The organism is Kitasatospora terrestris (assembly GCF_039542905.1).
GTDB classification, from domain to species: Bacteria; Actinomycetota; Actinomycetes; order Streptomycetales; family Streptomycetaceae; genus Kitasatospora; species Kitasatospora terrestris.
In genome coordinates this window covers 4,984,446-4,996,331 of the sequence record NZ_BAABIS010000001.1, presented here as the reverse complement: position 1 = coordinate 4,996,331, position 11,886 = coordinate 4,984,446, and the positions used below count along the sequence as shown (strand labels likewise).

Here is an 11,886-nt window from a genome sequence, read left to right as displayed (position 1 = left end):
TCATCCGGGCGCGGGCGCACACGTCCCGGACGTCACAACATCGAATCGGGTGGCTGAACGGCACCTTCCTCCAGGGCGAGTTCGAACCAGACGACCTTGCCCATACCCTCCGCGCGGGCCCCCCAATGCAGGGCGAGCCTGCGCACCAGCTCCAGTCCGCGGCCGCCCTCGTCGCCCTCGGCGGCGTGCCGCTCGCGGGGCGGGTCGGGCAGCGGGTCGGAGATCTCCACCAGCAGCGTGTCGCCGAGGGTGAGCCGCACCCCGATCGGGGCGCTGGCGTACCGGACGGAGTTGGTGACCAGCTCGCTGACCAGCAGCTCGGCGGTGTCGGTCAGCTGTTCGACGTGCCACTCGGAGAGGGTGCCGCGGACCAGCCGGCGGGCCCGGGAGACGGCGGTCGGCTCGGCGGGCAGGGTCCACCCGGCGGTCGGGGTGCCGGCCTGGCCGCGGCCGAGCCGGGCCAGCAGCAGCGCCACGTCGTCCGGCTCGCGGCCCTGCTCCATGGTGTCCAGCACCGCCTCGCAGGCCTGCTGGATCGAGGCGTACGGCTGCTCCAGGACGCTGACCAGCCGGCCCAGGCCCACGTCCAGGTCCTTGTCCCGGGACTCCACCAGGCCGTCGGTGCACAGCGCCAGCAGGCTGCCCTCGGGGATCTCCAGCTCGATCGACTCGAACGGCACCCCGCCGACGCCCAGCGGCGCGCCGGACGGCAGGTCGAGCACCTGGCCGACGCCGCCGGGCAACGGGCCGCCGGTCCGGGCCGGCTCCTCCCCCGGCGCGGGCCCCGGCACCACCAGGACGGGCGGGATGTGCCCGGCCTTGGTCACGGTCAGCCGCTGCCCGGCCGGGTCGAAGACCGCGTACACGCAGGTGGCGAGCAGCGCCTCGTCCGGGCCCTGGGCGAGGTCGTCGGCCAGCTCGTGGACGTGCCGCAGCAGCACGTCGGGCGGCAGGTCCAGGGCGGCCAGCACCCGGACGGCGGTGCGCAGCCGGCCCATCGTGGCGGCCGCCCGCAGGCCGTGGCCCATCACGTCGCCGACCACCAGGGCGGTGCGGTCGCCCGGCAGCGGGATGACGTCGAACCAGTCGCCGCCGACCTCGGTGCCGCTGGAACCCGGCACGTACCGGTAGGCGACCTCCACCCCGGCGGGCTGCGGGACCTGCTGCGGCAGCAGGGTGCGCTGCAGGGTCAGCGCGGCGGTCCGCTCCCGGGCGTACAGCCGGGCGTTGTCCAGCGAGCTGCCGGCCCGGTCGGCGAGCTCCACGGTGAACGCCAGGTCGTCCCGGTCGAAGCCCTCCCGGTAGCCCGCCCGGGAGACCACCAGCAGGCCGATCACGATGCCCCGGGCGCGCAGCGGGACCACCAGCCGGGAGTGCACGCCCAGCTCGTGCGCGGCCTGCACCTTGGGGTCGCCGGGGTAGGAGACGTCGCTCAGCTCGTCGCTGCCGGAGAGCAGCTCGGGGACGCCGCTGCGCAGCACCCGGCCGAACGCGGAGTCCTCGGCGAAGGTGATCCGGGCGCCGCGCCGCAGCATCACCTCCACCTCGGGGCCGTCCTGGACGGAGGCCACCCCGAGCTGCAGCAGCGAGGTGCGCCGGTCGTGCCCGTGCCGGGGCAGGTCGTCGCCGTGCGCGACGGCCTGGAGCAGGATCACGCCGGCGTAGTCGGCGAGCCGGGGCACCACGGCGCCGGCCAGCTCCTGGGCGATCCGGGAGGCGTCCAGCAGGTCGCCGACCCGGGAGCCGAACTCGTTCAGCAGCGAGAGCCGGCGCCGGGCGTGCTCGACCTTGGCGACCGCCCGGTACCGCTCGGTGACGTCCATGACCGTGCCCGAGATGCCGAGCACCCGGCCCGAGCGGTCGGTCATCCGGCTGTAGGAGATCGAGCGGAAGCCGGAGCGGGCGGTCACCGGGGAGGCCAGCGTCACGTCGATCACCGGTTCGCCGGTGGCCAGCACCTGGCGCTGGATCGCGGTGATCTCGTCGGCGGCCCGCTCCGGCAGGGTCTCGCCGGTGGTCCGGCCGACGTGCTCCTCCGGGGCGACGCCGTTCATGTCGGCGAGCGTCCGGTTGACCGCGGTGTAGCGCAGGTCGGTGTCGAGCACCGCGATGCCCAGCGGCGACTGCTCGAACAGCGCGTCGCGGACCGCCAGGTCGCGCTCCACCGCCTGCAGGGTGCCCGCGTCGGCCAGCGCCACCTGCAGGAACGGCGTGCCGTCGCCGTCCACCAGCAGCGACAGCCGGGCCTCCACCGCGATCGGCGCCCCGTCCCGGTCGTTCAGCTCGGTGAAGCCGTGCCAGTTGCCCAGCCGCAGGGTCTCCTGGATCGCCGCCCGGACCCGGTCCACCATGCCCGGGTCGTTGATCAGCTCCTCGATCGTCCGGCCGACCAGCACCTCGCTCGGCCAGCCCAGCATGTCCTCCGCCGCCGGGCTCCACAGCACCACCCGGCCGGCGGTGTCCAGGATGATGATCGCGACCTTCACCACGTCCAGCAGGCTGCCGCGGGTGGCCGGAGCGCCGCTCGGGCCGCTGCCGTAGGGGAGCGGCGCCGGAGTGCCGGGGAACGGGACGGTCGGGCGGCCGCGCACCGGCAGCACCGGCACCGCGCCGTCCACCGCCTGGGTGCCCGCCGGGCCGGCCTGCGCCTCCGCCGCCGCCCGGGCCGCCACCCGACGGCGGCGCAGCCGGGCACGGGCCGCCGCACCGCCGAACGCGCCCACGGGGCGGGCTCGGCGCCCCGCGTCACCCGAACTCGACACCTAGCGGGCCTCCGGCCGTCGGACCGCGCACCGCGGCGGGCGCCGCGGGTGCGGGCAGCGCCGCGTGACGCGGTCTCGGATCACCGATGGTGACGAATGCTGCCGAACAGTGACATACCCCGTGGAACGCGGCACTATCCCGGCATACGGGTCGTCTTTGCCCCATGCGAGGGGCCGTCCGGGCCGGGGCGCCGCACCGTCCGGGTCAGCGTGCGCGCAGCAGCTCAGCGACGTGCGGCAGCACCTCGCGGTCGTGCGCCAGCCACTCGACGGACTCCAGCTCGGCGGGGCCCAGCCAACGCACCTCGGAGTGCTCCAGCAGGGCGCGCGGCTCGCCCTCCAGCAGCTCCGCCGCCCAGATCCGCAGCTCCAGGCCCGGCCGGACCACCCAGCTGCCCGGCAGTTGCCGAAGCGCCCGGGCCCGCACCCCCAGCTCCTCGGCCAGCTCGCGCTCCAGCGCCTGCTCCACCGACTCCCCCGGCTCCGCCTTGCCGCCCGGGAACTCCCAGAACCCCGCCACCTCGGCCGGCGTGCTGCGCCGGGCCGCCAGCACCCGGCCGTCGCGGACCAGCGCGCCGCCGACCACGATCCGCACCTCGGCCTCGACCCAGTACAGCTGCTTGTGGCCGCGCGCCTCGAACTCCGCCGCCATCTCCTCGGCCGCCGACCGGCCCAACCCTCCCGCCACCGGGAAACGGTTGCCGTTGTCGTCCTGCCGCATCACCCGAAAACTGGTCTCCACCCCGCCACGGTAGCGATCCCGGCCCGGTGGGGGTCGGGCCGGGCGCGCCAACCTCGGACCCGACCGTACCCACCCTTTGCTACCGGCGAGTAACGCCGAACGTCAACAGCGTGTGAACCGCGGGCGCGGGCGGGCCCGGCGCGTCAGAGGGCGTAGAAGTCGGTCGGCGGGGTGGACGCCAGGGCGAGCGCCCGACGCAGCGGCGCGGCCAGTTCGTCCAGGGCCGCGTCGGCGTCCTGGGCGGCCTGGACGGCGGCCTTCTGCCGGGTGGGGTTGCCGGCCCCCTCCACCTGCTGCCAGGCGTCGGCGCTCGCGGCCAGCCCGTCGGCGAGGGCGGCCGCCGCGGGCCGCTGGGCGTCGGGCAGGGCCGCCTTGCGCAGGGCGTCGGCCGACTTCCGCTCGGCCTCGGCGACGGCGGCCGCGTACGTCCGCCAGGGCTCCCAGGCCGACGGGTCGGCGGAGGCCCACGCTTCCGGGACGGCGGCCGCGACCGCCGAGTCGTAGGGCTCCACCGCCGCCAGGTAGGCGGCCTGGGCGCCCTCCGGACGGGCGCTGCGGAGCGATCCGGTGACCAGGGTCCGGCCGCTGGCGAGGAAGCAGTGGATGGTCTCGCCCCGGGTGAGCCTGGAGGTCGCCGCCGGGTAGTAGTACGACGGCACGACACCCTCCGGCAGGCTCCACCGGTCGGGCCGGTAGCCCGCGAGGGCCGGCCCGCAGAGCGCGCCGGCCTGCCGCAGCGCCTCGTCCTCCAGGTAGGTGCCGCGCTTCAGCGGCGCGGCGGCGGTGATCTCGCCGTTGTGCGGCTCGGTGCACGGGAGCACCACGACGGCGTCCGGCATCCGGGAGTGGTCCGAGAGGTCGAGCCCCCTCCCGGCGCCGTCCAGATAGGTGAAGCAGTCCCCGGTCTCCAGCGCCTCCACCGGTACGGTCCTGCCCCCGTCGGGCCGGTCGAGGTGGAGGAACTGCACGGTGGTGACCAGCGCGCCGAGGACCGACAGCACCAGCCCGACGATCGCCAGGCCCTTGCCGCGCCGCCCCTTGCGCACCTTGACCAGCGCGGTGACCGCGAAACCGGCGGCGAGCGGCCACAGGCCGAGCACCCCGGTGGCGACCGAGGCAATGGCGAACCTGGTCATCGGTCGCTGCCAGCCGACGGTCACCGGCCGATCCGGCTCGGAGACCGGTGCGGCGGGCGCGTCGTGGGCGGTGTCGGGCATGCGGGTCCTTCTGTCGGGCGGTCCGTCGGTCGCGATCGCGGGGGAACGTACCGTCGGCGCGGAGCCCCGGGCAAACGGATTCCACCCAGCCCGTCTCATCAGGCGGTAATCGCCATCTTGAGGAGCGAGACACCTAGACTGGCGGGCATGGGAAAGACATACGAACGCATCGATGGCCGGTTGCGGGAGTTCATCGATCGTCAGCCCGTCTTCTTCGTCGCCACCGCGCCGCTGGGCGCGGACGGGCACGTCAACCTCTCGCCGAAGGGCCGCTCGGGGACGCTGGTGGTCCTCGACGAACTGACCCTGGCGTACCTGGACTTCGGCGGGTCGACCGCGGAGACCCTGGCGCACCTGCGGGAGAACGGGCGGATCACGCTGATGTGGTGCGCGTTCGACGGTCCGCCGACCGTGGTGCGGGTGCACGGGCAGGGCGAGGCGGTGTTCCGGGACGACCCGCGGTTCGCGGAGCTGCTGGGCCGCTTCGACCCGGCGGCGGACGGCTCGGCGCTGCGCGCGATCGTGCTGGTGCGGGCCGAGCGGGTCAGCGACTCGTGCGGGTTCGCGGTGCCGTTCATGGACTACCGGGGCGAACGCGAGCTGCACGAGCAGTACTTCGACCGCAAGACGGACGAGGAGTTCAACACCTACTGCGAGGGCAAGCCGTACATCGCCACCAGCATCGACGGCCTGCCGGCGCTGCCCCTGCCGCTGCCGCCCCGGCCCGAGCGGGCCGGGGCGGCGGGCGGAACCGCCGGCTGACGCCGGACCGGCGCCCTCCGCCTCGGTGCCGCCGTCCGGGAGGTGTCCGGCAGGAGGGGCAGCCGACCCGCCGTGCGGTCGGGAGCCGCGGCCGGCGGACGTACGGTGAGGGCAGAGCCAGCCGAAGGAGCCCGCCGTGCCACGTCCGTACGTCCTGCTGAGCGCTGCCGTGTCGGTCGACGGCTACCTCGACGACGCCTCCCCCGAGCGGCTGCTGCTGTCCGGCGCGGAGGACTTCGACCGGGTCGACGAGCTGCGCGCCGGCAGCGACGCGATCCTGGTCGGCGGCAACACGCTGCGCCGGGACAACCCCCGACTGCTGGTCAACTCCGAGGCCCGGCGCGCCGAGCGGGTCGCCGCCGGCCTCCCGGCGCACCCGCTGAAGGTGACCCTCAGCGCGAGCGGCGGACTGCCGGCCGCCCTGAACTTCTGGCACACCGGCGGGGCGAAGGTCGCGTACACCACCGACGCCGCCGCGCCCCGGCTCGGCGCCGAACTGGCCGGGCTGGCGGACGTCGTCGGGGTCGGGTCGCGGGTCGGGCTCGGCGCGGTGCTGGACGACCTCGGGGCGCGCGGGGTGCGGCGGCTGATGGTCGAGGGCGGCGGCAGCGTGCACACCCAGTTCCTCGCCGAAGGGCTCGCGGACGAGCTGCAGCTGGCCGTCGCCCCGCTGCTGGTCGGCCAGGCCGACGCGCCGCGCTTCCTCGGCACCGCCGACTACCCCGGCGGCCCGCGGCACCGGATGCGCCTGCTGGAGGCACGTACGGTGGGGGACGTCGTGCTGTTGCGCTACGCCCCGAAGGAGTCCGACGCGTGAGTGGTGACCCGGTGAACGACGGCCCGGCCAGGGGTGACCTGGCCTTTCTTGCCCGGGCGGTCGAGCTGTCCCGGCTCTGCCCGCCGTCCGAGAGCGCGTTCTCGGTGGGCGCGGTGATCGTCGGCGCGGACGGCGAGGTGCTCAGCGAGGGCTACAGCCGGGAGCTGGACGCGCACAACCACGCCGAGGAGGCCGCCCTCGCCAAGCTGCCGGACGGCGATCCGCGCCTGCGCGGCGCCACCGTCTACTCCACGCTGGAGCCGTGCGGGGAGCGCAAGTCGCGGCCCCGGCCGTGCGCCCGGCTGATCATCGCGGCCGGGATCCCCCGGGTGGTGGTGGCCTGGCGGGAGCCGGCCCTGTTCGTCGCGGCCTGCCAGGGGACGGAGCTGCTGGAGGAGGCCGGCATCGAGGTGGTCGAGCTGCCGGAGCTGGCGGACGCCGCCCGGGCGGTCAACGCCCACCTGCTCGGCGGATGATTTTGTATCATGGAAAAACAAAGCCATCGGCACCTCCGGAGGACCCCCCGATGACCACCGCCGCCCTGACCGTCCGCGCCCTGCTCCTCGACATGGACGGGACCCTGGTCAACTCCGACGCCGTCGTCGAGCGGGTCTGGCGCCGCTGGGCCGCCCGGCACGGCCTCGACGCCGACACCGTGCTGCACGTCGCCCACGGCCGCCAGGGCCACCTCACCATGGCCGAGCTGCTCCCCGACCGGCCCGTCGAGGAGAACCTCGCCGAGAACCGCCAGATGCTCGCCGAGGAGACCGCGGACCTGCTGGGCGTCGTGGAGGTGCCCGGCGCGGCCGCCCTGCTCGCCCAGCTAGCCGGCCTGCCGCACGCGCTGGTCACCTCGGCCGACGAGCCGCTCGCCCGTGCCCGGATGGGCGCGGCGGGGCTCGGCCTCCCGCCGCTGCTGGTCACCGCCGAACGGGTCGGCGCGAGCAAGCCCGACCCGGAGGGCTTCCTGAAGGCCGCCGCCGAGCTGGGCTTCGAGCCCGCCGACTGCCTGGTCCTGGAGGACTCCGAGGCCGGCATCGCGGCCGGCCGGGCCGCCGGCATGCCGGTCCTCGGCATCGGTCCGCGCGCCGGGGCCCAGCGGCCCACCGTGCACGCCCCCGACCTGCTGGGGGTCACCGTCACGGCGGGCGCCGAGGGAATCCTCACGGTCGAGGTGCGGTGAACGGCCCTTCTTCGGCCCGGCCCTCGGCCGGTCGTCCGCCGGCCGACCGCGTCCGGCGATCGGGCTATCGGGCTATCGGGCTTCGGTGACGCACATCGGGTGTCCGGCGGGATCCAGCAGGACCTTCCAGTCGTCCCCGCCCGGCTGGTCGTCCGGGAGGCTCGCGCCGGCCGCGACCAGTGCCGGGATCCCGGTCGCGAAGTCGGGGACCGTGAAGTCCAGGTGGGCCCGCGGATTGCCGCCCGGCCACCGGGGACGCAGGTAGCCGCCGATCCGCTGGAAGCCGATCCGGGTGGCACCCTCGCCGATGAAGACGAAGGTCCCGCTGCGGTAGCTGACCTCCCAACCCGTGATCTTCCGGTAGAACTCGGCGAGTTCGTCGGGGTCGGCGCAGTCGAGGACGACGGCGTGCAGGGCGGCGATCGGCGACATGCCGGCCACTCTACGGGCGGGCCCGCGGCACGCGACACCCGCGAAATCCGTTCGCCGACGACCAGCACTACTGACATATGATCACTTCGATCGTCTGTTCAGTTTCCTCGGGGGGAATTCTCGTGAACATCCGTCGCTCGCTGGCGGCTGCCTTTTTCGTCGCGGCCGTCGCCGCGCCCACCGCCTTCGGCGCCGCTCCCGCCCTCGCCGAGGAGCTCCCCACCGGCCAGTCGCAGCCGGACACCGCACCCGCCACCGGCCAGGCCGACGACGAGGCCGCCAAGAAGGACGCGGAGAACCGCGCGAAGATCGAGCAGATCAAGGCCGACCCGAAGAGCGGCCCCATCGTCCGCGAGGCCGCCGAGCAGGCCCTCGCCGGCACCCCGGCCGACCGCCGACAGTTCCTGGACGCGGGCCGGGCCTCGGCCCAGCTCGTCGACGACCGGCTCCGCGTCGTCCAGATCATGTCCCTCGGCGGCAAGGCCGTACGCGCGGCCGCCAATGCCGCGCTCAGCGACAGCAGCCCTGCGGCGATCACCAAGTTCCTCGAGGTCGACCAGTTCAGGGCCCGCGCCGAGGACAACCGGGCCGCCGTGGCCGCCGCGATGGCCGGCCCGTACGCGTCCGACTACCTGCGCGAGGCGGCGGGCAAGGCGCTCGACGGCGGCGACGCCGCGGTCGAGCACTTCCTCACCGTCGAGCTGCCGAAGATCCAGCTCGACGACCTCCGGGTCTGGGTGGCCCGGGCCGCCGGCGACCCGAAGAACAGCCCGCGGGTCCGCGAGGCCGCCGAGAAGGCGCTCAAGGCCGGCGACGCGGCGATCCGGCACTTCCTCGACGTCGAGCTGCCGGCCGTCCAGGCGAGCGACCGCCGGGTCCGGGTCGTGCAGATCTACTCCGACCCGGCCAGCAGCCCGGCCGTCCGCGAGGCCGCGCAGCAGGCGCTGAACGGCAGCGACGCCGACGTCCTGGCCTTCCTCGAGCACCGGCTGGCGAGCATCCAGGAGCACGACAAGCGGGTCGAGCTGATGCGGCTCATCGCGTCCAAGGACCACGGCCGGATCCTGGAGGACGCCGCGCAGAAGGCCATGGGCGGCACCGCCGCGGACGTCGACAGGTTCTTCGCCGACCTGCCGTCGATCCGCCGGTCCGACGACCAGCTGCGGATCTCCCAGCTCGCCGAGAGCGGCGGTCCCGCGGTGCGGAAGGCGGCGCTCGCCGCGCTCGGCACCGGCGACGCCGCGACGTACCGCGCCTTCCTGACCAGCGGCCTCGCCGCGGCCCGGGCCCGGGACAACGCCGCCACCACCGGCAACCAGCAGACCGGCACCACCGTGACCCCGGCGTCCGACACCACCGCCGGCACCGCGCGGGGCACCGGCAGCAGCGGCACCACCACCGCCGACCGCCTGGCCTCCACCGGCACCGAGACGCCGTTCGGCGCCCTCACCGCCGCCGGCGGCGCGGCCGTCCTCCTCGGCGCCGGCGCCCTGGTCGCCACCCGCCGCCGCATCCGGGCCTGACCGCACCGGGAACGAACCGGGATCAAGAGGAGGCCGGCCCCCGGGAACCCCGGGGGCCGGTCTCCTCGCGTGCTGCCGGTGCGTCAGACGTTGAAGCGGAACTCCACGACGTCGCCGTCCTGCATGACGTACTCCTTGCCCTCGATGCGGGCCTTGCCCTTGGAGCGGGCCTCGGCGATCGAGCCGGTCTCGACCAGGTCGGCGAAGGAGATGACCTCGGCCTTGATGAAGCCCTTCTGGAAGTCGGTGTGGATCACACCGGCGGCCTCGGGGGCGGTGGCGCCCTTCTTGATGGTCCAGGCGCGGGTTTCCTTGGGGCCGGCGGTGAGGTAGGTCTGCAGGCCGAGGGTGTCGAAGCCGACCCGGGCGAGGGTGGCCAGGCCGGGCTCCTCCTGGCCCATGGACTGGAGGAGTTCGAGGGCCTCGGCGTCGTCCAGCTCGATCAGCTCGGACTCGATCTTGGCGTTGAGGAAGATCGCCTCGGCGGGGGCGACCAGCTCGCGCTGGGCGTTCTTGAAGTCCTCGTCGGCCAGCTCGTCCTCGTCCACGTTGAAGACGTAGAGGAAGGGCTTGGTGGTGAGCAGGTGCAGCTCGCGGATCGAGGTCGCGTCGAAGCCGGCCTCGAAGAGGGTCTTGCCGGTCTCCAGGATCGCCTGGGCCTCCTTGGCGGCGGCCAGCACGGCGGCGGTGTCCTTCTTGAGCCGGGCCTCCTTCTCCAGGCGCGGCAGGGCCTTCTCGACCGACTGGAGGTCGGCGAGGATCAGCTCGGTGTGGATGGTCTCGATGTCGTCCTTGGGCGAGACCTTGCCGTCGACGTGGACCACGTCGGGGTCGGTGAAGGCGCGGACGACCTGGCAGATCGCGTCCGACTCGCGGATGTTGGCGAGGAACTTGTTGCCCAGGCCCTCGCCCTCGCTGGCGCCGCGGACGATGCCCGCGATGTCGACGAAGTCGACGGTGGCGGGCAGGACCCGCTGCGAGCCGAAGATCCCGGCGAGGACGGCCAGGCGCTCGTCCGGGACGCCGACCACGCCGACGTTGGGCTCGATGGTGGCGAACGGGTAGTTGGCCGCCAGCACGTCGTTCTTGGTCAGGGCGTTGAACAGGGTCGACTTGCCGACGTTCGGCAGGCCGACGATTCCGATCGAGAGCGACATGAAGCGATGTCCCGTGGCTTGGAGGGCGTGGAGCGGCGCGGGGTTGCGGGCCGATCCCCCAGTCTACGGGGCGCGCTCAGGCGGACCGGTCGGGCTCCAGGAACTCCAGGCGGTTGCCGAACGGGTCGGCGCTGTGGAAGCGGCGGAAGCCGGGGAAGTCCTCGTCCCAGCCGACCGGGTGGCCGGCGGCGGCCAGGCGCTCGGCGAGCGCGTCGAGGCCGGTGACCAGGATGCCCGGGTGGGCCTTGGGCGAGGGCGCGTGCCCGGCGACCACGCCGAGGTGCACCTCGTACCCGCCGCCGCGGAACCAGCAGCCGCCGCGGGCGGCCAGGACGGGCGGCTTCGCCAGCTCGGTCATGCCGAGCAGGCCGCCCCAGAACGCCCGGCAGCGCTCCTCGGCACCGGGCGGCACGTCCAGCTGGACGTGGTGCAGCCTGTCGAACGAGAACCCGGTCGTCCCGGTCATACCGTCCACCCCCCCTGATGATCGTTCCAACCGAACGTTACTCCGTACGCGGACACGGAAGAACCCGTTCGCGCCCATTACACAGGGTGCCGATGATCGGACCGTACGTTGGACCGGTGGAGCAGAGCATCCGAACCTCGCCGCCAGGGCCGAGAAGGCGACCGCCGGGGCGCGGCGCCGCCGAGGCCGCCGTACCCGGACCCGCGTCGCCCCCCGACTCGCGGCTGCGGACCGCCTCGGCCGGGCGGTCGGTGCCGCGGGTGCGGCTGCGGCTTCGGCTGCCGCTCGGCCGCGGGCGGTCCGGCACCGGGCGCCCGGCCCGGCTGACCGGGATGGGCACCGGGGTCGCCGGGGTGGCCGCGATGCTGCTGGTGGCGGGTGCGGACCGGCTGCTGTTCGGCGGCCTGGGCGTGCTGTTCGGCCTCGGCTACCTGGTGGTCTGCTTCCAGCTGGCGGTGCGGGTGCGGTTCACCGACCTGCCGGCCGCGCCGATCAGCGGGCCGATCGCGTTCGCGGCGGCGCTGCTGGTGGTCCAGCCGGTGGCGGCGGACGGCGTGACCGGCGAGGTGGTGGCGCTGGCCGGCGGGCTGGCGCTGCGGGCCGGCTGGCTGTTCACCGGCACCGGCCTGGCGACGGCGATCGTGGCCGCCCGCTTCGTCGCCCGGCGCCGCCTGCGCCGCACCCGCTGAGGCCGGTCCGGCGATTCCCGCCGGCCCCCGTGAGGGGCCGACGGGTGGTGGCCGGTACTCAGCCCGAATCCACCGACCTGATTCTGGAGTGATCGGATCTGGGTTTTGGCGGGGGTGACTGGGTGGTGGGTGTGGG

At 74.7% G+C, this 11,886-nt stretch carries 10 protein-coding genes and 1 pseudogene; 5 read left to right on the top strand and 6 right to left on the bottom strand.

What is annotated here, in order from left to right:
* Window positions 1–32 precede the first annotated feature (32 nt).
* From ABEB06_RS23115 to ABEB06_RS23105, 3 genes are all read right to left on the bottom strand, one after another.
* Entirely contained in the window at window positions 33–2,723 is a 2,691-nt protein-coding gene (locus ABEB06_RS23115) for a SpoIIE family protein phosphatase (protein ID WP_345698795.1), read from the bottom strand.
* Window positions 2,724–2,967: 244 nt separating this feature from the next.
* Window positions 2,968–3,504, bottom strand: a complete 537-nt coding sequence (locus ABEB06_RS23110; protein ID WP_345698794.1) for a (deoxy)nucleoside triphosphate pyrophosphohydrolase — start codon at window positions 3,502–3,504, stop codon at window positions 2,968–2,970.
* A gap of 143 nt (window positions 3,505–3,647) precedes the next feature.
* Complete coding sequence (locus tag ABEB06_RS23105; RefSeq protein WP_345698793.1) at window positions 3,648–4,721, bottom strand: DUF4190 domain-containing protein; 1,074 nt, start codon at window positions 4,719–4,721, stop codon at window positions 3,648–3,650.
* Between the two features lie 147 nt (window positions 4,722–4,868).
* Between ABEB06_RS23105 and ABEB06_RS23100 the strand changes: the two genes are divergently transcribed.
* The 3 genes and pseudogenes from ABEB06_RS23100 to ABEB06_RS23085 all read left to right on the top strand — a co-directional run bounded on the left by ABEB06_RS23100 (window position 4,869) and on the right by ABEB06_RS23085 (window position 7,483).
* Complete coding sequence (locus ABEB06_RS23100) at window positions 4,869–5,483, top strand: pyridoxamine 5'-phosphate oxidase family protein (protein WP_345698792.1); 615 nt, start codon at window positions 4,869–4,871, stop codon at window positions 5,481–5,483.
* Window positions 5,484–5,619: 136 nt separating this feature from the next.
* Window positions 5,620–6,776 (top strand): annotated as a pseudogene (locus ABEB06_RS39400) (dihydrofolate reductase family protein).
* A 50-nt stretch (window positions 6,777–6,826) separates the two neighbouring features.
* Window positions 6,827–7,483 (top strand): HAD-IA family hydrolase, encoded by a 657-nt coding sequence (locus tag ABEB06_RS23085; RefSeq protein ID WP_345698789.1) that lies wholly within the window; start codon window positions 6,827–6,829, stop codon window positions 7,481–7,483.
* 72 nt (window positions 7,484–7,555) lie between these two features.
* Here ABEB06_RS23085 and ABEB06_RS23080 read toward each other — a convergent pair whose 3' ends face one another.
* Window positions 7,556–7,915 carry a VOC family protein gene (locus tag ABEB06_RS23080; RefSeq protein ID WP_345698788.1) on the bottom strand — a complete coding sequence of 120 codons (360 nt, stop codon included), beginning with the start codon at window positions 7,913–7,915 and terminating at the stop codon, window positions 7,556–7,558.
* Window positions 7,916–8,037: 122 nt separating this feature from the next.
* Here ABEB06_RS23080 and ABEB06_RS23075 point away from each other — a divergent pair, with 122 nt between their 5' ends.
* Window positions 8,038–9,438, top strand: coding sequence for an ALF repeat-containing protein (locus ABEB06_RS23075; RefSeq protein WP_345698787.1), 1,401 nt, complete (start codon window positions 8,038–8,040; stop codon window positions 9,436–9,438).
* A gap of 83 nt (window positions 9,439–9,521) precedes the next feature.
* Here ABEB06_RS23075 and ychF read toward each other — a convergent pair whose 3' ends face one another.
* Together ychF and ABEB06_RS23065 are read right to left on the bottom strand one after the other, a co-directional pair.
* Complete coding sequence (gene ychF, locus ABEB06_RS23070) at window positions 9,522–10,595, bottom strand: redox-regulated ATPase YchF (protein WP_345698786.1); 1,074 nt, start codon at window positions 10,593–10,595, stop codon at window positions 9,522–9,524.
* 76 nt (window positions 10,596–10,671) lie between these two features.
* Window positions 10,672–11,061, bottom strand: a complete 390-nt coding sequence (locus ABEB06_RS23065; RefSeq protein WP_345698785.1) for a VOC family protein — start codon at window positions 11,059–11,061, stop codon at window positions 10,672–10,674.
* 260 nt (window positions 11,062–11,321) lie between these two features.
* Here ABEB06_RS23065 and ABEB06_RS23060 point away from each other — a divergent pair, with 260 nt between their 5' ends.
* On the top strand, window positions 11,322–11,750 hold the full coding sequence (locus ABEB06_RS23060; protein ID WP_345698784.1) for a DUF6542 domain-containing protein: 429 nt from the start codon (window positions 11,322–11,324) through the stop codon (window positions 11,748–11,750).
* Window positions 11,751–11,886: the final 136 nt, after the last annotated feature.